The sequence below is a fragment of the Mesorhizobium sp. UC74_2 genome, assembly GCF_042701485.1.
Classification (GTDB): Bacteria; Pseudomonadota; Alphaproteobacteria; order Rhizobiales; family Rhizobiaceae; genus Mesorhizobium.
On record NZ_CP170562.1, the window covers coordinates 3,191,004 to 3,212,335 of the forward strand.

At 62.0% G+C, this 21,332-nt stretch carries 17 protein-coding genes; 2 read left to right on the plus strand and 15 right to left on the minus strand.

Translation table 11 applies throughout. The annotated features are described in order from the left end of the window. Nucleotides 1-23 precede the first annotated feature (23 nt). Complete coding sequence (locus tag ACFJIU_RS15595) at nucleotides 24-2,342, plus strand: PAS domain-containing sensor histidine kinase (RefSeq protein WP_379061239.1); 2,319 nt, start codon at nucleotides 24-26, stop codon at nucleotides 2,340-2,342. Nucleotides 2,343-2,439: 97 nt separating this feature from the next. On the opposite strand, the gene ACFJIU_RS15600 is transcribed toward ACFJIU_RS15595, so the two are convergent. The 13 genes from ACFJIU_RS15600 to ACFJIU_RS15660 all read right to left on the minus strand — a co-directional run bounded on the left by ACFJIU_RS15600 (nucleotide 2,440) and on the right by ACFJIU_RS15660 (nucleotide 17,317). Then, on the minus strand, nucleotides 2,440-2,895 hold the full coding sequence (locus ACFJIU_RS15600; RefSeq protein WP_379061241.1) for a hypothetical protein: 456 nt from the start codon (nucleotides 2,893-2,895) through the stop codon (nucleotides 2,440-2,442). 62 nt (nucleotides 2,896-2,957) lie between these two features. Beyond that, complete coding sequence (locus tag ACFJIU_RS15605) at nucleotides 2,958-5,924, minus strand: bifunctional [glutamine synthetase] adenylyltransferase/[glutamine synthetase]-adenylyl-L-tyrosine phosphorylase (protein ID WP_379061243.1); 2,967 nt, start codon at nucleotides 5,922-5,924, stop codon at nucleotides 2,958-2,960. Continuing rightward, nucleotides 5,921-7,405, minus strand: coding sequence for an ATP-binding protein (locus tag ACFJIU_RS15610; protein WP_379061245.1), 1,485 nt, complete (start codon nucleotides 7,403-7,405; stop codon nucleotides 5,921-5,923). The genes ACFJIU_RS15605 and ACFJIU_RS15610 overlap by 4 nt, the downstream gene beginning before the upstream one ends. Nucleotides 7,406-7,411: 6 nt before the next feature. Next, nucleotides 7,412-8,089 carry a response regulator transcription factor gene (locus ACFJIU_RS15615; RefSeq protein ID WP_326891276.1) on the minus strand — a complete coding sequence of 226 codons (678 nt, stop codon included), beginning with the start codon at nucleotides 8,087-8,089 and terminating at the stop codon, nucleotides 7,412-7,414. A gap of 319 nt (nucleotides 8,090-8,408) precedes the next feature. Continuing rightward, nucleotides 8,409-9,932, minus strand: a complete 1,524-nt coding sequence (locus ACFJIU_RS15620) for a Do family serine endopeptidase (RefSeq protein WP_379061247.1) — start codon at nucleotides 9,930-9,932, stop codon at nucleotides 8,409-8,411. A 122-nt stretch (nucleotides 9,933-10,054) separates the two neighbouring features. After that, entirely contained in the window at nucleotides 10,055-10,516 is a 462-nt protein-coding gene (locus tag ACFJIU_RS15625) for a cytochrome c-type biogenesis protein CcmH (RefSeq protein WP_379073109.1), read from the minus strand. Between the two features lie 2 nt (nucleotides 10,517-10,518). Beyond that, nucleotides 10,519-12,504, minus strand: a complete 1,986-nt coding sequence (locus tag ACFJIU_RS15630) for a heme lyase CcmF/NrfE family subunit (RefSeq protein ID WP_379061250.1) — start codon at nucleotides 12,502-12,504, stop codon at nucleotides 10,519-10,521. A 5-nt stretch (nucleotides 12,505-12,509) separates the two neighbouring features. After that, on the minus strand, nucleotides 12,510-12,953 hold the full coding sequence (gene ccmE / locus ACFJIU_RS15635) for a cytochrome c maturation protein CcmE (protein WP_129410490.1): 444 nt from the start codon (nucleotides 12,951-12,953) through the stop codon (nucleotides 12,510-12,512). A 3-nt stretch (nucleotides 12,954-12,956) separates the two neighbouring features. Beyond that, nucleotides 12,957-14,084 carry a c-type cytochrome biogenesis protein CcmI gene (gene ccmI / locus ACFJIU_RS15640; RefSeq protein WP_379061253.1) on the minus strand — a complete coding sequence of 376 codons (1,128 nt, stop codon included), beginning with the start codon at nucleotides 14,082-14,084 and terminating at the stop codon, nucleotides 12,957-12,959. Between the two features lie 237 nt (nucleotides 14,085-14,321). Next, entirely contained in the window at nucleotides 14,322-14,756 is a 435-nt protein-coding gene (locus tag ACFJIU_RS15645) for a hypothetical protein (protein ID WP_379061255.1), read from the minus strand. Nucleotides 14,757-14,859: 103 nt separating this feature from the next. Next, nucleotides 14,860-16,302 (minus strand): ATP-binding protein, encoded by a 1,443-nt coding sequence (locus tag ACFJIU_RS15650; RefSeq protein WP_379061257.1) that lies wholly within the window; start codon nucleotides 16,300-16,302, stop codon nucleotides 14,860-14,862. Continuing rightward, nucleotides 16,286-16,951, minus strand: a complete 666-nt coding sequence (locus tag ACFJIU_RS15655) for a response regulator transcription factor (protein WP_129410493.1) — start codon at nucleotides 16,949-16,951, stop codon at nucleotides 16,286-16,288. Before ACFJIU_RS15655 ends, ACFJIU_RS15650 begins: the two co-directional genes overlap by 17 nt. Before the next feature lie 63 nt (nucleotides 16,952-17,014). Continuing rightward, nucleotides 17,015-17,317, minus strand: a complete 303-nt coding sequence (locus tag ACFJIU_RS15660) for a hypothetical protein (RefSeq protein WP_379061259.1) — start codon at nucleotides 17,315-17,317, stop codon at nucleotides 17,015-17,017. 274 nt (nucleotides 17,318-17,591) lie between these two features. Here ACFJIU_RS15660 and ACFJIU_RS15665 point away from each other — a divergent pair, with 274 nt between their 5' ends. Further along, a complete protein-coding gene (locus ACFJIU_RS15665) occupies nucleotides 17,592-18,368 on the plus strand; it encodes a pyrroline-5-carboxylate reductase (protein WP_379061261.1) in 777 nt (258 codons plus the stop codon). A gap of 72 nt (nucleotides 18,369-18,440) precedes the next feature. On the opposite strand, the gene ACFJIU_RS15670 is transcribed toward ACFJIU_RS15665, so the two are convergent. Together ACFJIU_RS15670 and ACFJIU_RS15675 are read right to left on the minus strand one after the other, a co-directional pair. After that, nucleotides 18,441-19,622 (minus strand): P1 family peptidase, encoded by a 1,182-nt coding sequence (locus ACFJIU_RS15670; RefSeq protein WP_379061264.1) that lies wholly within the window; start codon nucleotides 19,620-19,622, stop codon nucleotides 18,441-18,443. Nucleotides 19,623-19,933: 311 nt separating this feature from the next. Next, nucleotides 19,934-21,094 (minus strand): porin, encoded by a 1,161-nt coding sequence (locus tag ACFJIU_RS15675; protein ID WP_379061266.1) that lies wholly within the window; start codon nucleotides 21,092-21,094, stop codon nucleotides 19,934-19,936. Between the last annotated feature and the right edge of the window lie 238 nt (nucleotides 21,095-21,332).

Genomic DNA, 21,332 nt, shown 5'->3' on the forward strand with positions numbered 1-21,332 from the left:
AAAATTTCGGGGAGAGCCATTCCATGGCCAAGGCGGACGCGTTGCGCGCGCCCGGACGGACAGCTTTTGAGTGGCGCAACCGTCCGCGCCGCAGCAATGCCTTGATCGGTAATGCGCGGCTGATCGCCGGCCCGGCCTACGGCAAGTTGTTGGCCGCTGAACCGGTCCTGCGGCGACTGATCCCTTCCCTGATCATCCTTTTCCTGATCGTCGTGGCCTGCCTCCGCTTCCTGTCGATGATGAGCTGGTATGACGACATCGAACGCAATGCCAAGACAATTCTCACGCTGTCTGCTGGTGAACTCGCCAAGGCGGGTGCCGCCGCACCTGCCGCCAGCCCACAGGAGCTGCTGGAAGATGCCGTACGGCAGGGTTCGCTCGGCGCCGATCACGTACTGGCCGTGACCGACAAGGACTTCACGGTGCTTGCGGTGTCGCCCAAGTCGACCCGTTGGCAAGGTCGTGCGCTCGACAGCGTCATCTCGGGCGGACAGCCGCTGTTCCTCTTCGGCGAGCGCGCCGGTGTGCTGGATGTGCGCATCGGTGAGACCGAGTGGTATGCCGCCGTCGACCTCAGGCCCGATGGCAAGGGTGCGGCAGCCGTCCTTGTTCCGCAGGACGCGGTCTTTGCGGAGTGGCGCAAGTCCGTCTCCCTGAACGTGACGCTGTTCGTGCTTACGGCCGGTGTGCTGCTGATCGTGCTCTATGCCTATTTCTGCCAGGTGACACGCGCCAAGAGCGCTGACCGCATCCTGGGAGATTCCCTGCAGCGCATAGACATGGCGCTGGTCAGGGGCCGCTGCGGTCTCTGGGACTGGGACATGGCTCGCGGCAAGATGTACTGGTCGCGCTCGATGTACGACATGCTCGGCTACGAGCCTTGCGAGACGATGCTGTCCTTCGGCGAAGTCGACGAGATCATCCATCCAGAAGACGGAAATCTGTTCGAGCTGGCCGAGCGCATCGTGGCACGCGAGATCGATCAGATCGACCAGGTCTTCCGTATGCGCCACGCCGACGGCCAGTGGGTGTGGATGCGCGCCAGGGCGCAGGTAATGGATCCGGATGCGCCGGAAATCCAGCTTATCGGCATCGCAGTCGACGTCACCGAACAGCGGCACCTCGCGCTTCGCTCCGAAGCCGCTGACCTGAGGCTGCGCACGGCGATCGAGAACATCAACGAATCCTTCGTGCTGTGGGATGCGTCGGAGCGGCTGGTGATGTGCAATTCCAAGTTCCAGCTCGACAACGGCCTGTCCGACCGCAGCGTCATGCCCGGCACGGCACGTGCGGAGATCGAAGAGCGCATGCTGGCCTTCGCAGCCGAACGCCGTCTGGCCAATGCAAACGGCCCCAATGGCGGCATCACCATCGAACGCCAGCTGGGCGACGGTCGCTGGCTGCAGGTGAACGAGTTGAAGACCCGCGACGGCGGCACCGTCTCGGTCGGTTCCGACATCACGCAGATCAAGCAGCATCAGGACAAGCTCATGGACAGTGAGCGGCGCCTGATGGCCACCATCCACGATCTCAGCCTCGCTCGCCGCGCCGAGGAAGAGCGCACGCGCGAACTGGTCGAGCTGAACCGCAAATACATCCGAGAGAAGGATCGCGCCGAAGCCGCCAACCAGGCAAAGTCGGAATTCCTCGCCAACATGTCGCACGAGCTGCGCACGCCGCTCAACGCGATCATCGGCTTCTCGGAATTGATGGAGCAGGCGCTGTTCGGTCCGCTGGGTTCGGAGCGCTACGAAGAATATGCCACCGATATCAATTCGTCCGGCAAATACCTGCTCGGCGTCATCAACGACATCCTCGACATGTCGAAGATCGAGGCCGGCCAATTCTCGATCGATCGGGAGCAGATCGATCTCGGGCCGCTGATCTCCGAAACGGTACGGGTGGTTTCACTCCAGGCCGCCCAGAAGGCAATTACCGTGGAGACGCGCATCGCCGACAGCCTGTCACTGGTTGCCGACCGGCGAGCGATCAAGCAGATCGTCATCAACCTGCTGTCCAACGCGGTGAAATTCACCGGCCAGGGTGGGCATATCGTGGTGAAGGCCCGCAACGCATCGGGCGCGCTCACACTCACCATCGAAGACAATGGCTGTGGCATTCCGAAGACAGCACTCGGCAAGCTCGGCCGGCCATTCGAGCAGGTGCAGAACCAGTTCTCGAAGAACCACACCGGTTCCGGCCTGGGACTCGCGATCTCGCGTTCGCTGGCCGAACTGCATGGCGGCGCGCTCAAGATCCGCTCGACGGAAGGCTCCGGCACCATCGTATCGGTACGCATCCCTGTCCGGAAGGCACCACAGCTGGTCAAGGCAGCGGCTTGAGGCATTCCCTCGCAACAAGTTGCGGGTATTACGATAAGATCTTCCGACAGGATGAAAACACCCGGCGGCGGTCGCCGCCGGGATGTCTCAGGGAAGCTTACTCGACTTCGCTCTGGCGATGGTCGCGACCGCCACGCTTCGGCAGCTCGCTCTTTTCGATCTTGCCGTCATTGTTCTTGTCGAACAGTGCGAACATCTTCTTCTGGTGTGCGGTGACGTCTTCCTGGGTCAGTACGCCCTCGCCCTTGCTGTCGTAACGTTCGACCATACGCTTCGCCATGCGTTCGAAACGCGCCTTCTCAAGCGCCGCGGCCAGCTGTTCGACCGTGACCTTGCCGCCATTGTCGGCGAGGATCTTCTTCAATTCCGGGTTCATCGCTTCCGAGAACTGATCGAAGGTGATGCCACCATCGGAATCCTTCAAGGCCTTCTGGAGGCGCCAGTGTGAGCCTTCGCGCATGTCGCCGCCCTTGTTCTGTTCGGCATGGGCGGCGGTTCCAACGAGGCCGGCAAGGGTCGCAAATGCGAAGGCAAGTTTCGTCGACTTTTTCATCGGTTTCTCCTGTTGCATCGTCACCCCCGATGCTTTGGAAACCGCTCCGAGGCGTCAGTTCCTCACGAGCGTTTCCCACGCAGCAAAAGGTCGAAGTCCTTCCTGACCTTTCGCGACGTCTCTTTGAGGTGCGCTTCCAGCACCGTGAAATCCGGCAGATCGGTTGCTGCCAAAAGGAGGTCGACCAGACCCGGCGGCACGTCATCGCGTTCGAACGTGCTGGTCAGGCACAGCCTGATCATCTGGGTAACCGACAAATACAGCGAATATGCGTCGCAAAGCGCGTGCCGGATCTCGGGATCGGCAAAGTTCGGCGCCAATCTCGCCAAAGTCTGCGCGGTGCCGGGTGTGCGGGCATCGCCTTCAAGCTGATCTGTGATGGTCGCCACCTGGGCGACAAATTCCAGGTCGATCAGACCGCCGGGAATGAGTTTGATGTCCCATAGATCGTGCGGCGGTTTCTCGTCCTCGATCAGCTTGCGCATCTCGACAGCCTCAGCCGCCACCTTGGCGCTGTCGCGCGGCTGCGCCAGGATGTTCTCCACCTCCCGTTCGATTTCTGCGCACAGAGCGGCATCACCGGCAACCGCCCTCGCCCGCGTCAGCGCCATCTGTTCCCAGGTCCAGGCTTCCTGCCGCTGATATTTGCGGAAGGCGTCGACATGCGTCGCCACAGGCCCCTTGTTGCCGGATGGCCGCAACCTCAGATCGAGCTCGTAGAGCACACCTTCGGCTGTAGGTGCCGAAACAGCAGCAATCAGGCGCTGCGTCAGGCGAGCGAAATAGTGCGATGGCGCCAGCGGCTTCTCGCCATCCGACTCCTCCGCCTGCTCGTCATGGTCATAAAGCAGGATAAGATCGACGTCCGAGCCCGCCGTCAGCTCGCGGCTGCCCAGCTTGCCCATCCCAAGAAGCGCGATCCTGCCTCCCGGGATGCGGCCGTGGCGTTGGGCAAACTCCTCCACCACCGCCTCCAGTGCCGCTCCGATGGTCAGGTCGGCGAGATCGGAAAAGGCACGGCCGGCGCGCGCCGCATCGATGGAACCGGCCAGAAGCCGTACACCGATGAGGAATTTCTGCTCGGCAGCGAAGATACGCAGGCGGTCGAGCACCTCTTCGTAGGCGCGGTCGCCGTCAATGAAGGCCGCCAGCCTCGCTGAAAGATAGGTGCGATCCGGCAGCTCGGTGAGCAGCGCAGGGTCGAGCAGGCCGTCGAACACATGCGGGCGGCGCGTGATGATTGCCGCCAGCCGCGGCGCGGCACCCATGATGGTCGCCATCAACCTGAGCAGCCCCGGATTGGACTGCAGCAGCGAAAACAGCTGGATGCCCGCCGGCAAGCCGGACAGGAACTCGTCGAAGCGCATCAGCGCCTCGTCAGCGCGGCGCGTCTTGCCGAATGCCTCCAGGAGTGCGGGCGTAAGTTCGGTCAGCCGCTCGCGTGCCTCCGCCGATCGCGTCACCTTGTAGCGGCCGAAATGCCAGGTGCGGATGACGCGGCAAATGTCGCTTGGCCGTTGGAAGCCCAGCCCGAGCAATGTCTGCAGGGTGTCGGGATCATCGACATCACCGGTGAAGACCAGATTGCCGACGCCGGCCGATAATTCGGGCGCGGCTTCGAACAACGCTGCATAGTGGCCTTCCACCTGCTGTAAGGCAGCGCGCAGCGTTGCCGAAAAAGTCCCGGCGTCCTTGCAGCCCAGCATGTGGGCGATGCGCTCCAGCCCCTCGTCGTCCTCCGGCAGCATGTGGGTCTGCTCGTCGGCCACCATCTGGATGGCGTGTTCGACGCGGCGCAGGAACCAGTATTGCTTGGTGAGAACGTCGCGTGCTTCGGGCGTGATCCAGCTGCGCTCTGCAAGTTGACCAAGCATCGGCACCGTCTCGCGCCCTCGCAATTCCGGAAACCGGCCACCCGCAATGAGCTGCTGGGTCTGTACGAAGAATTCGATCTCGCGGATACCGCCGCGGCCGAGCTTCACGTTGTGGCCTTTGACCGCAACCTCGCCATGCCCCTTGTGGGCGTGGATCTGGCGTTTGATCGAATGAACGTCGGCGATCGCCGCATAGTCCATGTATTTGCGCCAGACATAGGGCTGGAGTTCCTTGAGGAAGGCCTCGCCTGCAGCGATGTCGCCAGCCACGGGCCGTGCCTTGATCATCGCGGCGCGCTCCCAGTTCTGCCCCCTGCCCTCATAGTAGGTCAGCGCAGCCTCCACCGGGATCGCCAGCGGCGTCGAGCCGGGATCCGGCCGCAACCTGAGATCGGTGCGGAAGACATAACCATGTTCGGTGCGATCCTGGAGGATGCGAACCAGACGGCGGGTCAACCGGGAAAACAGCTCGGTGGCATCGAGCGGATCGATCACCGCCGGAGCCTCAGGTTCGAAGAACACGACGAGGTCGATGTCCGAGGAGAAGTTGAGCTCGTGGGCACCGAGCTTGCCCATGCCGAGCAGTATCCAGCCGGACTTCAGCGTCGGATTCTTAGGATCGACCAGCTTCAGCTTGCCCTGTTCGTGGGCGTCGCGCAGCAGAAAATCGACTGCCGCGCGGATCGCGGCGTCGGCCAGATCGGAAAGCCTGCGCACGGTCAGCGACGTCTCGGCAATCCCGGCCAAGTCATCGAGTGCGATCAGGAAATGCGCCTCGGCCTTGAGACGGCGCAACTCCATCATCAGGCTCTGCTCGGAAACGTTCTCCACGCGCGACGCGGTGCCTATCATCTCGGCCACCGCGGCAAGGCGCTGTTCGACCGTTTCGTCGAACAGCGCATCCAGTATCTGTGGACGGCGCCTCGCCACATCGCGCAGGAACGGAGAAAGATCGAAAACGGCAGCCAGGAAATCCTGTGCGTCTCCCGTGCCGGCCAGAAACGTCGCCAAACGCGGCAGTTCGTCTTCCTTGGCCGCCGCTGCTATGTCGGCAAGTTCCTCGCGTCCATGGCCGACATCGAGCGGCGCAAGTTTCAATTTCGGCTGCAGCCGAAATCCCACCTTCTTGCGCTCAGCCGCTGCACTTGCCGTCATCCGTTTCTCCCCGACGAACCTTCCCGCTCCGGGAAGCTCATGACGACGCATAGTCCAGGATCGGCAGGTTGCAGATCAAGGGTGCCCTTGTGGAATTTCATGATTGCCTTAGCAAGGCTAAGCCCAAGTCCCGATCCGGGTTGCGAGCGGCTCTTTTCCAGCCGCACGAATTCTTCGGTGACACGCGCACGGTCCGCGTCGTCCGGGATGCCCTGACCATTGTCGGCCACGGTGAGCCTGATCCCGCCCGCCACACGCTCGAGCGCAACCCGCACCATCGGGCTGGCCGTCGCGTCGACCGAATATTTGATGGCATTGTCGACGATGTTGGACAGCGCCTGCCCGACGAGTTCGCGGTTGCCATCGATCAGATATGGCCCGGTGACATTGGCTTCCAGGCCGACGCCCGCTTCCTCCGCCACCGGTTCATAGAGATCGACGACATCGCGGACGGTGGCGGCCAGGTCGACCTGCGTCACATTCTCGGACGAATAACCAGCCTCGAGACGAGAGATCATCAGGATGGCGTTGAAGGTCCTGATGAGCTGGTCGGACTCCGCGATCGAGCCTTCGAGGGCAGCCTTGTAGTCGGCCGCACTGTGCCTGCCCGACAGCACCGCCTCCGCGCGATTGCGCAGCCTGGTCAGCGGCGTCTTGAGATCGTGTGCGATGTTGTCGGAGACCTGTTTCAGGCCTTCGTTCAACGTGGCGATGCGCGCCAGCATGGCGTTGAGGTTTTCGGAAAGCCGGTCGAACTCATCGCCTGCTCCGCTGACGGGAAGCCGGCCGGTCAGGTCGCCGCCCATGATGCGGCGGCTAGCCTCCGACACGTTGTCGATGCGCTTGAGCGCGGTGCGACCGACCAGGAACCAGATCAGCAACGCGCCCAGTCCCATCATGCCGAGCGTCAGGGTGAGCGCCCGACGAACCACGCTGCGGAAACGCTCGGGCTCGCCGAGGTCACGGCCGACAAGCAGGATCATCTGGTTGGGAAGCCGCACGACAAGGGCAATGGCGTCATGGCCCTTGTTGCGGCGTATCTGGGCCGGCGCCTGCCCCGATGGCTTGCCGGTGTCGTTCGCGCCCTGCGCCTGCTCGCCGCCGCTTTCGCCATAGCGCTCGTAGGAAAACGGGATCTCCGTCCAGCCTTCACGGGCGATCACCCCCGGCTCGATGCTCTGGACGTTGCCGGCCAGCACCTCGCCGTTGGGATCGGCGATCATATAGAGATTGGCGCCGGGCGCGCGCGAGCGCCGCTCCATGGTGCGCACGAGAAACGGCAGGCCGCCCCGCTGGTAGGAACGGGCAAGATCGGCCACTTCCTCGTTGATGGTTTCCTGTGTCTGCGCCGTCAGCATACGCGCCGACAGCGAAGTCATGTAGAAGACCAGCAGGACCGCGCAGATCGCGAAAAGCAGAAGATACAGCGCGGAAAGGCGCGCTGCCGTCGTCTTCATGATGGCTGGCACGGTCAGGGCCATCGAGACCTAACCGCCGCTCTTCAGCATGTAGCCGGCACCGCGAATGGTGTGCAGGATCGGTTTTTCGAAGCCCTTTTCGATCTTGCCGCGCAGCCGCGACACGTGCACGTCGATGACATTGGTCTGGGGATCGAAATGATAGTCCCAGACGTTTTCAAGCAGCATCGTGCGCGTCACCACCTGGCCGGCATGACGCATCAGATATTCGAGCAGGCGGAACTCACGCGGCTGCAGGACAATCTCCTTGCCGGCGCGCTTGACCGAATGCGACAGCCTGTCGAGCTCGAGATCACCGCTCCTGTAGACCGTCTCGCTCTCCTTCACGCCGGCGCGGCGGTTCAAGACCTCGACACGCGCCAGCAGCTCTGAGAAGGCATAAGGCTTGGTCAGATAATCATCGCCGCCGGCGCGCAACCCGGTTACGCGATCATCCACTTCGCCAAGCGCCGATAGAATGAGTACCGGCGTGGTGTTTCCGCGCGAACGCAGTGCCGCGATGACGGAAAGCCCATCACGACGCGGCAGCATGCGGTCGACGACCATCACGTCATACTCGCCGCTGTCGGCCAGAGCGAAACCGGTCTCACCGTCGCCGGCGACATGGGCGGTATGGCCTGCCTCGGTGAAGGCCTTTTCCAGATAGTCGGCGGCTTCCCGATCGTCTTCGATGATCAGAATCTTCATGGAGCCGTTATACGCAATTTCCGAAGCCGTTGCGGCAGACATCTCTGGACATCCTGTGATTTTGCGGCAGCGGGACGAGGGCCCCGCTGCCGCTGAGGTCGGACACTACTGACTGACACGCCGACCATGCTTCCTTCGCGGCGATCCGGGGGTGCGACACCACCGTTCCGGAAGCAAAGTTTTCCGGTTGCTGAAACCATCCCCAGGACGGCCAACATCCGAAAGACACCGACAGGCGCGGAAAATCCGGCCCGCCTGGCTCAGTGCCCCCACTGCCCCGAGGCGTTTCCGGCATTTCCCTTGCCAGCGCGGCGATCGATCAGCCCTTGGCGACCGGCAGTGTCACGAAGCGGTTGGTGTCTTCGCGGCTGATCTGCACCAGTACCTGTTTGCGGCCAGCCTTCTGCGCATCCTTCATCGCATTGGAGATATCGGATGCCCCGGCGACCTCCTGGCTGTTGATCGCGGTGATGACGTCGCCTGCCTGGATGCCGCGATCGGCGGCGTCGCTGTCAGGATCGACGTCGGTCACGACCACGCCCTTGCCGTTGTCGGACTTGGTGACCGTCAAGCCAAGGTCAGCCAGGGAATTGGTGTCCGACGGCTGCGATGGCTTGCCGGCCGACGCCATCTTGTCGCCGCTCGGCAGCTTGCCAAGATCAACCTTGATGGTCTCAGCCTTGCCACCGCGCCAGACGGTGACATCCACCGACTTGCCGGGCTGGTAGGCGCCGATCAGGCGAGCCAGCTCCTTGGTGGTCGCGACATCCTTGCCGTCGACCTGGGTGATGACGTCACCGGCGACGATGCCGGCCTTCTTGGCAGGGCTATCGTCCTGGGCACCGGAAACCAGCGCGCCCTTTTCAGCCTTCAGGCCGAGCGATTCGGCGATATCGGCCGTGACCGGCTGGATTTCGACACCGAGCCAGCCGCGTTCGATCGTGCCGCCCTTCATCAGTACCTCCACGACCTGCTTGGCTGTGGAAGCCGGAATGTCGAAGGCAATGCCGACGCTGCCGCCCGAGGGCGAGAAGATCGCGGTGTTGATACCGACCACCTGGCCGCTCTGGTTGAAGGTCGGGCCACCGGAATTGCCGCGGTTCACCGGAGCGTCGATCTGGATGAAATCATCATATGGGCCGGCGCCGATGTCGCGGCCACGAGCCGAGACGATACCCGAGGTAACGGTGCCGCCGAGGCCGAACGGATTGCCGACGGCAACCACCCAGTCGCCGACGCGGACCTTGGAGTCGTCCGCGAACTCGACATAGGTGAACTTCTGGTCCTTGTTGTCGACCTTGAGCACGGCGAGATCGGTGCGCTGGTCGGTACCGACCAGCTTGGCTTCGAATTCCTTGCCGTCGGTCATGACAACGGTGAAGGCGGTACCGCCATCGACGACATGGTTGTTGGTGACGATGTAGCCGTCTTCGGAAATGAAGAAGCCTGAGCCCTGCGCAACCGGACGCGGCTCGCGATTGGGGTTTTCACGATGCTGGAAGCTGCGGCCACCCTGGCCGTTGGGACCGCGGAACTCCTTGAAGAAGCGCTTGAGCTGCGGATTGTCCTGAAAGAAATCGGGAGCATCGAAGGGCATGTTGCCGTCATCGGATGCCGGCTGAACCTTGGCCTTCACCTGCACCGAAACAACGGCCGGAGAGACCTTCTCGACGAGATCGGCGAAACCCGGAACCTGGGGAGCCTGAACATTGACGGCCTCGGCCATCACGGGGGCCGTGCCGGTCGTCACCGCACCGAAGCCGATGGCGCCGGCGATCGCCAGCGAAGCGGCTGCAGCGGCAAGGCGCGAACGGGTGCGGGAGGAAGTGGGGGTAGCAGTCATGAATCCGTTATCCTCTAGAACTGGACGCTCAAGCGGCATCCTTCGAGACAACAGATAGAGAAGCCGACATTACCGCTTCATTTCCGGTAGATGAAACTTTGGTAATGTTGGCGAAACCACGCTCAGTCGCGTTTCAGGATCGCATCGAGCCTGGCTTTTTCGTCCACGCTCAACCCGGCCATTTCCGGTGCCTTCGGCCGGCGTGCCGCTCGCATCATGAATGCCCCGCCGATCAGGAGCAGGAAAACAGGTGCGCCCCATAACAAGGCGGTGCGCCATTCGAAACGCGGCTTCAGAAGCACGAACTCGCCGTAGCGCGAGACGACGTAGTCGATGACCTGCGTGTCGCTGTCGCCGGCTTTCAGCCGATCGCGCACCAGGACGCGCAGGTCGCGCGCAAGATCAGCATCGGATTCGTCGATGGACTGGTTCTGGCAGACCATACAGCGCAAGCCGGCCGACAGTGAGCGCGCGCGCGCTTCCAGTGCCGGGTCGGACAACATCTCATCGGGTTTGACGGCAAAGGCGCTGCCTGAAGCCAGCAGCACCAACCCCAAGACCAGACCGGCGACAAAACCTCGCATCGTCACGACACGGTTGCCGCCGCTGCCGGCTTGCCCTTGCGCTTGGCTGGCGCACCGACCCGCAGGCGCCGGTCAGCCAGGGACACCGTACCACCCGCCATCATGACCAGACCACCCAGCCAAATCAGTGTCACCAGCGGCTTCCACCAGATGCGCGCGACGACCGAGCCGTCGGCGGACTCATCACCGAGTGCGATGTAAAGCTGGCTGAAGCCGATCGTCTTGATGCCGGCCTCGGTGGTCGGCATCTGGCGGGCCGGGTAGAAACGTTTGGACGAATTGATCGTGCCCGTCACCTGGCCGCCTGCATTGATCAATTCGAAGCGGGCACGATCCTCGTTGAAGTTCGGTCCCTTCATCGGCTGGATTCCGTCGAACCGCACAATCCGGCCGGCAACTTCGACCGTCTGCTGCGGCTTCATGGTCAGGATGTGCTCTTCACCGAAATTCAACGTGCCGACCATGCCGATCAGCGTGACGCCAAGGCCGGCATGGGCGAGCGCGGTTCCAAAGACCGAGCGCGGCAGGCCAACGAAGCGACGCAGCATGATCCGAGGCGCCACGGAACCGAAACCCGATTTCATCGCCAGGTCGGTGGCCGCCCCCAGGATCAGCCAGACGGCGAGGCCAGTGCCGAAGGCAGCGAGCACCGACCCGCCATCGATGAAGAACAGCACGACCAGCGCAGCCAGCAAGGCGGCCCCGAAAGCCGCCATCAACCGCTGCGCGGCGGCAAACATGTCGCCGCGCTTCCAGGCGAGCAGCGGGCCGAATGGCACCAGCAGCAGGAGCGGTACCATCAGCGGACCGAACGTCAGGTTGAAGAAGGGCTCGCCGACTGAAATCTTGTCTCCCGTCACTGCCTCCAGCGCGAGTGGATAGAGCGTACCGATCAGCACGGTTGCCGTCGCGGTGGTCAGGAACAGATTGTTCAGCACCAGCGCGCCTTCACGCGAAATCGGCTGGAACAGGCCACCCGCCGTCAGCGAGGATGCACGCAGCGCAAACAACGCCAGCGAACCGCCGATGAAAAAGAGCAGGATGCACAGAATGAAGACGCCGCGCGACGGGTCCGTGGCAAAGGCGTGAACTGACGTCAGCACCCCGGAGCGCACCAGGAAAGTGCCGAGCAGCGACAGCGAGAAGGTGAGAATGGCGAGCAGCAGTGTCCAGATCTTGAGAGCCGAGCGCTTTTCCATGACGATGGCGGAGTGCAGCAGTGCAGTCCCTGCCAGCCATGGCATGAAGGAGGCATTCTCGACCGGATCCCAGAACCAGAAGCCGCCCCAGCCGAGCTCATAGTAGGCCCAGTAGGAGCCCATCGCGATGCCGCCGGTAAGGAATATCCAGGCCACCAGCGTCCACGGCCGTACCCAGCGCGCCCAGGCGGCATCGATGCGGCCATCGATCAAGGCAGCGACAGAGAAGGAGAAGCAGATCGAGAAGCCGACATAACCGAGATAGAGCAGCGGTGGATGCACCGCCAATCCAAGATCCTGCAGGATCGGATTGAGGTCGCGTCCTTCGACCGGAGCCGGGATCAACCGGGTAAAAGGGTTGGATGTCGACAGGATGAACAGCAGGAACGCGACGCCGATCGAGCCCTGAACGGCCAGCACGTTTGCCTTGAGGCTGGCCGGCAGATTGGCGCCAAAGGCCGCAACCAGGGCACCGAAGAAAGCCAGGATCAGGACCCACAGAAGCATGGAGCCTTCGTGATTGCCCCAGGTCCCGGTGAGCTTGTAGATCATCGGCTGCAGCGAATGCGAATTTTCCCAGACGTTCACGACCGAAAAGTCGGAACCGGCATAGGCAACCATCAGCGCAGCGAGGGAAAGCGCCGTCAGCGCGAAACCGGTGATGGCGGTGGGCGCGGCCACTGCCATCATGCGTTCATTGCCGAGCCGGGCGCCGACCAGCGGCACGACGGTCTGGATCAACGCCAGCGCAAAAGCCAGAACCAGGGCGAAATGACCGATCTCAACCATGCCCGTTATTTAACCTGTGTTTCCTGCCACACGCCCTTGGCCTTCAACCCGTCGGCGACTTCCTTGGGCATGTAGCGTTCGTCGTGCTTGGCCAGCACGCTATCGGCAACGAAAACGCCATCGGAGCCAAATGAACCTTCGGTGATGACGCCCTGCTCCTCTCGAAAGAGGTCCGGCAGGATGCCTGTGTAGGTTACCTTCACGGCGTCGTGCGTGTCGGTCACGGCAAAGGACACGGTTGTCCCCTGGCCGCGCACGATCGTGCCCTTTTCCACCAGTCCGCCGAGCCGGATACGCTGGCCCGGCGCGACGTTGGCGGCAGCAAGATCGCCCGGCATGTAGAAGTAAGAGGCCTTCTGACCGAGGGCATAAAAAGTCAAGGCCGCCGCGATCGACAGGAAACCCAGCCCCGCCACGATCACCGACAGTCGTTTCTGCTTGCGCGTCATCGCCTACTCCGTTGCCGCGAGGCCGAGTTTACCGGCAAAGGCTGTGAATTGCTTGGCTTCCGGACTATCGGCGCCAAAAACCGCGACCCCGCGCCGCAGCGCAGCGCGGGCCTCGTCGGTCTTGCCCAGCACGACATACGAACGCATGAGGCGCATCCATCCTTCCGTGTCGCGCGGGTTCTGCTTGAGCTTTTCATCGAGGCTGGCCACCATCGTCTCGATCATGGCGCCGCGCTGCTCGTCCGACAGCGACGAAGCGGCGGCGACATCGCCTTCCGACGGGCCGCCTTGGGGCGGAACAGGATTGGTCTCCAGGCTCGCCAGCGCCTGTCCAACGGCCTTGCGCCATGGAGAATCCGCCGGCAGCGTCGTCTGCAGCTTCTGCAGCGTGGCGACCGCTTCCGGCTTGCGGCCCTCCTGCGAAAACGCCAGCGCCAGATAGAAGTTCGCCTTTGGGTCGTTCGGCTCGAGCTTCAACGCGGTCTCGAAGGCAGCTTGTGCGTCGGCCGAAACCACCCCGCCGGCGCCATTGACCATTGCCTCGCCCAGCCCTGTCTGGCGGGCGGCATTGCCTCCTTCGAGCCGGATCGCGTTGCGGTAGGCAGTGACGGCGTCGCCAAACCGGCCGATGCGCAGATAGATCGGGGCCAGAACATCCCAGCCACGGCCATCGGTGGGGTTCTTCACTAGATGCGCTTCGGCTCTCGCCACCAGTTCATCAACCGAACTCTCCGCCGGATTCTTCGCAAGGCGCTCCGCGAGAGGCTGGGAGGGCAAGTCCGGCGAGCCGAGACGGCCATAGATGCCCCAGCTCAAGAGAGGCACGGCCAGCACCGCGACGACGGACAGCAGACGGACGATTTTCGACCCGGAGCCGGAACCCTGTAGCGCAGTTTCATTGCCGCCCAGGCGCAGGATACGGCGACCGATTTCAGCACGGGCCTGCTCGGCCTCGGCCGGCTGGATCAGCCCACGCGACAGGTCACCGTCGAGTTCGCTGAGCTGGTCGCGATAGACTTCGAGATCGTGCGCATTTTGAGAATCCTGCCCCCTCCCCCCTCCGGCGAGAGGCAACAGTACGGCCAGGCTCGCGCCCAGCGTCAGCACCGCGGCTATGACCCAAAACAGCATGGCACTTCCAATAGCGGTCCGGCTTCGTCCTGCCAACACAAGCGTCCTGCGACGCTTTGACAGAATTGCGGCCAGGAGACTTTGATCGAGCGCAAATGCCCGGCTAAAGCCCTTGGAAAATCGTGGTAGCGGCGCTTAGAGCGTTTCCGTTTTTCACGGAAACGCGGAAACGCTCCAGCCTTTTGTTTTTACGCAATTCCGGACGGAAAACCGCTACACACTTTTCCTGGAATTGCTCTAGGTCAGCGGTGTCCAGCTGCCATCCGAGTTGCGGCAGGCTGTGCCACGCGCAATCTGGCCGGCGCCACCCGAATAAACCGTGTGGCGATACTGACGGCAATCCTGGGAACCGACACGGTATGGCTGCGCCGCGACGACCTCGCCATAACGGCTGGATTGATCGCTCTTCCAGGTCACTGTCTGGCCACTGGCAGTATACTCGAGCGCCTTGTATTCAGCCTCCAGCGCCTTGCGCTTTTCGGTCGTGGTCAGGTTCGCCCCGATATTGCCGCTGATAAGGCCACCGCCCATTTCCGAAAGCACAGTAGAGGCAATCGAGGAACCGTCAGAACCCGATTTCGGAGCGATATCAGGTCCGCTTCCATTCGACCCTGTCGTGCTGCAGCCGGCCAGCGCCAGCATTCCGGCAACGAGGCCCATGCGAATCGTCATGCTGTCAAAATTCCCCTCTTCGCCGCGCAATCGGCGGCGGTCGCGGCGATAATCCCGATATTGGGCTGAAATTGGGCCATGTGCCACCCCCATAACACGTTCTTCACTGGACGCTGCGCAGGCGCACGATCGCTTTCAGGCCTCCCATCGTCGAACGCTCGAGCGCGAGTGTGCCGCCATACTCCTTGATCAGGTCAGCAACTATAGCCAGTCCCAGCCCCGTCCCGGGCTTCGTCTCATCCAGCCGCTTCCCGCGCTGCAGCGCCTCTCGCGCCTTGTCCTCGGGGATCCCCGGACCATCATCCTCGATCAATATCTCGAACTGCTCGCTGCTTTCGCCGGCCGCGACCACCGGCCTGACCGTAACCTTTGCATTGCCGCGCGCCCATTTCATGGCGTTCTCGAGCAGGTTGCCCATCATCTCTTCAAGATCTTCGCGCTCTCCGGCAAAGATGATGGCCTCGACAGGCAGCGAAAGCGAAAGCGTCACCTTGGGGTTCAGCTTCTGCATCACGCGCACCATGCGTTCGGCCAACGGCGTGACCGGCGTGCGATACACCACGCTGTTGCGCTGGGCGGCGATGCGCGCCCGCTGCAGATAGTGCTCGACCTGCTTTTGCATCGACGCAGCCTGGTCGGTGATCAACTGGCCTTTCTGCCCGCCAAGCGCCCGTCCCTCGTTCAGGAGTACGGCAAGCGGCGTCTTCAGCGAATGCGCCAGGTTGCCGACCTGCGTGCGCGAGCGCTCGACGATGCGCTTGTTGTTCTCAATCAGCGCGTTGGTCTCGTTGGCCAAAGGCTCGATCTCCGCCGGGAAATGCCCATCCAGGCGCTGCGCCGTCCCCTCGCGCACCAGCGCCAGGGCCGCCCGGACCCTTCGCAAGGGCTGTAGACCAAGCAAAATGGCGATTGCGTTGATGGCGATCATGCCAGCGCCGAACAACGACAGGTAGGTAAGCAGCCGGCCCTGGAACGACCGGATTTCCTCTTCCAGCTCGCTCTTGTTGCCCATCACCCTGAAACGAGCGATGTGGTTCTTCGCGTCCAGCACGAATTCGCTTTCGAAGACCTGCAGTTCCTCGCCCCTCAGCCCTTTTGTCGAATAGCTGCGCTGGAAGCTGGAGTTGAACGGCACCTCGCCGATGCCCGGTGAAGGCAGCGTCTGCGCCATCATCGACGATGAACGCAAGTGGCCGCTGACACCTTCCGAGGCCGGTTCGACCGACCAATACCAGCCGGAAAAAGGTTCGGAGAAGCGCAGGTCGCCGAGATCCGGCGCACCGATCAACACGCCTTTGTCCGAGATGCCGACAGATCCGATCAGGTTGAAGAGATGCGCCGAGAGCAGGCTGTCGAAACCGCGTTCGCTGGCCTGACGGTAGAGCGTGGTGATCAGGGTGAAGATGACGACCAGCGTCAGCACCGCCCAGATCGACGAGAAGGCAACAACGCGAAAGGTCAGAGAACGCAGCCAGAAACGCAGCGGCGCCTTCGTCTTCGAGCGTTTGGTGGTGGCGAGCGGTTCCGCTTTACGCCTCCGGTTCACGCATGCGGTATCCCATGCCGCGCACGGTCTCGATCATGTCGACACCCATCTTCTTGCGCAGCCGGCCGACAAAAACTTCGATGGTGTTGGAATCGCGATCGAAATCCTGATCATACAAATGTTCGACCAGCTCGGTGCGAGACACCACCTCCCCCATGTGGTGCATGAGGTAGGCAAGCAGCCGGAACTCGTGCGACGTCAGCTTCAGCGGCACGCCGTCGACGTCGGCCTTGGACGCTTTGGTATCCAGGCGCAATGGGCCGCAGGTCAGCTCGGATGATGCATGGCCGGCAGCGCGGCGAATGAGCGCGCGCACGCGGGCCAGCACTTCTTCGATGTGGAAAGGCTTTGTCACATAGTCGTCGGCGCCGGCATCGATACCGGAAACCTTGTCGCTCCAACGATCGCGCGCCGTCAGCATCAGCACCGGCATCTTGCGGCCATCCCGGCGCCATCGCTCGACGACACTGATGCCGTCCATCTGCGGCAGGCCGATATCGAGCACGACCGCGTCATAGGGCTCGGTATCGCCGAGATAGTGACCTTCCTCGCCGTCATAGGCGCGGTCGACCACATAACCCGCGTCGACAAGCGAATCGGCGAGTTGCCGGTTCAGTTCCTTGTCGTCCTCGACCACCAGTACGCGCATTATGCCTCATGTCGTTCTGTTGTATTGTTCGGATATAGATCGATCCGGAACGCGGAAACCGGATCAGCCCGCCGGCACCACCATCTCGGCCCTGCGCGGGCGCTCTCCGTCCTTGCCCGGCACCAGCACGACAATCACGCACACCTCCTGTCCACCGCGGTTGGCGGACGAGGCCTTGGCGAGCGTACCACCGTTCTGGGCCGCGACTTCCTGGCCGATCGCGTAGCAGTCGGCCGCGACGGTCACAACCTGCCTGGTATAGGCGGGAGACGAGATCGGCATGGCACTCGCCGGAGCGGCGCCAATCAGCCCGCCGACGCAAAGCGCCAGCAAAAAAGACCGAAGAGTGGAGCGGATCCTGTTCATGGCGCCTTTATTAGCGCATCGGGGCTGAACACGAAATGAACACCGGCGACTGCGTCTCCCTACCACGTCCTTAATGGCAAACCGCGCGGACCTTAACCGATACGTTCGACGGCAGACAACCGTTCAGACGAAGCGATCCGATCATGGATGACAACCTCCCACTGCCAAGACGGGTAGAAACACCGGCGAGCAGACATTTTCAGCCCTTGCCCGCGTGGCTGCCGCGACTATGGTCGCCGATAATTCAAATCCAACCAGCAACACAGAGCATCATATGAAACTTGGCTTCGTCGGCACGGGCGCACTCACCGCAGCGATTGTCACAGGGCTCAAATCGGTGGCCGACAACTCGGTGTCGGTGCTTCTGTCGCCACGCAACGAAGAGATCGCTGCAAACCTCGCCTTGCGTTTTGAGGACGTGCAGGTGGCGAGCAACAATCAGGCCGTGCTCGACGGCAGCGACACGGTGATGCTGGCGGTGAGGCCACAGGTCGTACACGAGGTCATCCCATCGCTGCGATTCAGGGCGGACCATCACATCGTCAGCCTGATCGCGACGCTCTCGCTGGAGGAGATCGCTACGCTGGTTGCGCCAGCCCACAAGCTGACCAAGGCGCTGCCGATGCCGATGATCGCGTTGAGACAAGGCGCCACCATCATCTGCCCGCCCGACAAGGATATCGCTGCTCTCTTCGGTGGACTTGGCAAGGCTATCGAGGTGGAGAGCGCAAGCGAGTTCGACGCTCTCAGCGTCGTGACAGCGACTTATGCCAGCTTCTTCAAATATCTCGATACCGTTCACGTGTGGCTCAAGGCCCAAGGCGTCGATGACACCAAGGGGCGCGACTATATCGCCACCCTGTTCAAGGCGCTGGCCAATGCACCCGACGCTTCGCCTGCCAGCGGCTTCATGCATCTGTCGCAGGAATACGCGACACGCGGCGGCATCAACGAGCAGATCCTGCGCGAACTGACGGACGCCGGACTGTTCGACACTTTCACCCAAAGCCTGGGCGGCGTGCACAAACGCATCGTTGCTTCGCGGACATAGGCGCGGGGATCACCCGGAGTGGTCAAGTCCGGCCAGCCCCCAGGCAGGGGCTGGCCTTTCTGGTCGCCTTATTCACTTCGCCAACCGATTGTACTTCTTCAGGGCTTCCTGCAACCTGTCGTGCGGGATGGCAAAGGAGACATTGTCGTCGCGTCCCTTCATGGTCTCGGCCGCGACCATGGCGTTGATGATCGCCTCTTCCGTCGCATCCGCTGTAGCATGGAACAGCGGATTGATCTTGTCGTTGGAGACCATCTCCACCGTCGTGTTCTTCTCCTGATTGAAAGCCTCCGGATTGGCGGTCGAGAAGGTGATGAAGATGTCGCCGCTGCCATTGCCGCCATAACCACCCGTCTTGGCGATGCCGAGCGGCACGCGGCGGGCGAGCCGCTTCAGCTGATGCGGCAACAACGGCGCATCAGTCGCGACCACGACGATGATCGACCCCGCCTCCTCGCGTTTCCACGACACATCCGGCATCAGGTCGGTGATCTCCTTGCCGACCGGGGCACCGGCAATGGTGAGATCTGCTCGTGAACCGAAATTGCCCTGGACCAGAACGCCGACATTGTAGCCACCATCCTCGGCCGACAGTTTTCGCGAGGCCGTACCGGTGCCGCCCTTGAAGTTGAACAGGTTCATGCCCGTGCCGCCGCCGACATTGCCTTCCGCGATTGCACCGGATTTGGCCGTATCGAGCGCGGCGTAGACATGTTCCTTCTTCACATGCATGCCGTTGATGTCATTCAGGATGCCGTCCCAGGTCTCTGCTACCACCGGCAACCTCCAATAGAGATCGCGGAAATGCGGCCCGACGAGGTTGTTCTCTGCCTCCCAGGAGATGACAGAGTCGCGGACGACGCCGACACTGTGCGTGTTCGTGATCATGATCGGGCCCTCGAGGAAACCGCTTTCCTCGATCCATGTCGTCCCGGTCATCTCGCCATTGCCGTTCAGCGAATACCAGCCGGCGAAAGACGGCCCAAACGCCTTGCCACGCGGCAGGATTGCGGTGACGCCGGTGCGCACGGGTCCCTTTCCAACCGCAATCTTGCCTTCGCCTTCGATGATCGTCGAATACCCGACGGTGACGCCTGGCACATCGGTGATGGCGTTGTTTGGCCCGGGCGTCCCTTCGAACGGAATGCCGAGGTCGCGGGCACGCGGTTTATCGGCAGCCGACGCAGCAGCTGCACTCACAGCCAGAGCGATGCCGCACATCGCCCCGACCAGACTTCTGTTTGCACGTTCCATGGTGTCTCCTCCACTCTGATGAAAACGCGCTCAGTCCTCCTTTGATCTTTCGATCAACCAAGCGACAAATGCATATCGCCATCAGGAAATGGAAGCGGCAACCATCATTGACGCCACGTCAATGCAAAGGCGGGTTCTGGACCAAAGGCTGGAGCCAGCACGGCAGGCGGCCCCGGCCGCAGCTCGAACATTGCCGATGCCCAAAAAGGAATGGCCCGACCAGGGGCCGGGCCATTCCTCGGTGAGATATCACCTCGATAAAAAGAGCGAATGACTGGAGGTCAAGCCGGCACCCGCTAAAGGAGAAATGTTTAGAAATCGCGCTGGAAGCGGAGGATGCCGCCGACGCTGCTTTCCTTGTCCGCACCGGACCAGCTGCCACGGTAGTCGGCCTTGCCGAACTTGCCTTCATTGACATAGTCAACTTCGGCCGTGACGGTGAAGCCCGGAACCAGCTGATGCGCGACGTTGACGGCGACGCCAAGCGTCTCGCCTTCGTCATACGACACCTGGGCGTTCAAAGAGGTCTTCTCGTTGAACTTGTAGGTGCCGCCGCCCCAGACGGCCCAGTTGCCGCCCCATGGCTTGTAGAAGCTGCGGTAGATGTTGTCGTCCGTACCGTAGCCGCCCATGATGAACAGCGAGATCTGGTCGGTTGCGTTCACGTCCAGGCGAACCTTGCCGGCCCACTCTTCCCATGAGGAGTTGTAGGCAACGACGCCGGAGATACCACCCCAGCCCTGCGTGTACTTGGCGCCGACCACGACGTTTGGAACGTAGCTGTCGATGGTCTGGTCGTTGCCAGGAGCGAAGACCCAGTTGCCGGCACCGTCCTTCACATAGGTGTTGTAGCTGCCCGAGCCCTGTTCGAGCGACACGATCGCGGAGAAACCATTACCGCCGTCGAAGGTGTAGCTGATCAGGTTGGTATCGAACTCGCCGTAAGGAACCAGCGTATCCTGGATGACGTTGGCAGCGTAGCCCGAGAAGGTGTCGTAAGCCGACTCGTCCTTACCAACGCGAAGACCACCGAGCTGAATCCAGGCCCACTTGAGCTGGATGTCGCCCTTGTTGCCGGCTTCACCGCTGCCATCACGGTTGCCGAAGTTGAAACGGGTCTCGGTAAAGGTCTTCAACGTACCGTACTCGGTTTCCTGACCGGTCCAGGTGCGCAGGGCGAGACGGGCGTTCTTCTGCCAGGTGTCCTGCTCATCGCCATTGAGGCGATCACGGGTCTTGGCGCCGTCAAACGAGCCAAGATCGCCGAGGCCGGCATCGTAGCGGACATAACCGCCGATACGCAGGCAGGTCTCGGTGCCCGGGATGTAGAAATAGCCGGCGCCGTAGACGTCGCAGATCTTGACGTATTCTGCCGGTTCCGGCTCTGCGACGACGACGGCGTCGGCGGCGCGAGCGCCGGAAACGGCGATCATTGCCGCGGCCGAGCCGAGAAGAAGGGTGTGGATTTTCACTGATATCCCCTGTTCGTACTTTCGGATCGTCAAGTTCCCCCAGTCGCAAGCAAAATGCCGCCGGAAGTTCCCGATCCGAACGGACGGACTATGCATAATTTGTGGCATCGGCCTTGATAACAAAAATGTTACCGATCTGTAACATCAAAAATAATATATAAGTACCCATTTGGCTACCACCTGTCTTCAAATAACTGATTTCACATATGAATTTGATATTCACCAGAAATCTAATGTA

What these genes read in the sequence shown, in the direction of transcription:
- ccmE (WP_129410490.1), bottom strand. Translation starts at nt 12,953, where the DNA reads ATGACGCGCAAGCAGAAACGACTGTCGGTGATCGTGGCGGGGCTGGGT.
- ccmI (WP_379061253.1), bottom strand. Translation starts at nt 14,084, where the DNA reads ATGCTGTTTTGGGTCATAGCCGCGGTGCTGACGCTGGGCGCGAGCCTG.
- ACFJIU_RS15655 (WP_129410493.1), bottom strand. Translation starts at nt 16,951, where the DNA reads ATGCGCGTACTGGTGGTCGAGGACGACAAGGAACTGAACCGGCAACTC.
- ACFJIU_RS15660 (WP_379061259.1), bottom strand. Translation starts at nt 17,317, where the DNA reads ATGAACAGGATCCGCTCCACTCTTCGGTCTTTTTTGCTGGCGCTTTGC.
- ACFJIU_RS15595 (WP_379061239.1), top strand. Translation starts at nt 24, where the DNA reads ATGGCCAAGGCGGACGCGTTGCGCGCGCCCGGACGGACAGCTTTTGAG.
- ACFJIU_RS15665 (WP_379061261.1), top strand. Translation starts at nt 17,592, where the DNA reads ATGAAACTTGGCTTCGTCGGCACGGGCGCACTCACCGCAGCGATTGTC.
- ACFJIU_RS15625 (WP_379073109.1), bottom strand. Translation starts at nt 10,516, where the DNA reads ATGCGAGGTTTTGTCGCCGGTCTGGTCTTGGGGTTGGTGCTGCTGGCT.
- ACFJIU_RS15620 (WP_379061247.1), bottom strand. Translation starts at nt 9,932, where the DNA reads ATGACTGCTACCCCCACTTCCTCCCGCACCCGTTCGCGCCTTGCCGCT.
- ACFJIU_RS15615 (WP_326891276.1), bottom strand. Translation starts at nt 8,089, where the DNA reads ATGAAGATTCTGATCATCGAAGACGATCGGGAAGCCGCCGACTATCTG.
- ACFJIU_RS15610 (WP_379061245.1), bottom strand. Translation starts at nt 7,405, where the DNA reads ATGGCCCTGACCGTGCCAGCCATCATGAAGACGACGGCAGCGCGCCTT.
- ACFJIU_RS15600 (WP_379061241.1), bottom strand. Translation starts at nt 2,895, where the DNA reads ATGAAAAAGTCGACGAAACTTGCCTTCGCATTTGCGACCCTTGCCGGC.
- ACFJIU_RS15645 (WP_379061255.1), bottom strand. Translation starts at nt 14,756, where the DNA reads ATGACGATTCGCATGGGCCTCGTTGCCGGAATGCTGGCGCTGGCCGGC.
- ACFJIU_RS15630 (WP_379061250.1), bottom strand. Translation starts at nt 12,504, where the DNA reads ATGGTTGAGATCGGTCATTTCGCCCTGGTTCTGGCTTTTGCGCTGGCG.
- ACFJIU_RS15605 (WP_379061243.1), bottom strand. Translation starts at nt 5,924, where the DNA reads ATGACGGCAAGTGCAGCGGCTGAGCGCAAGAAGGTGGGATTTCGGCTG.
- ACFJIU_RS15670 (WP_379061264.1), bottom strand. Translation starts at nt 19,622, where the DNA reads ATGGAACGTGCAAACAGAAGTCTGGTCGGGGCGATGTGCGGCATCGCT.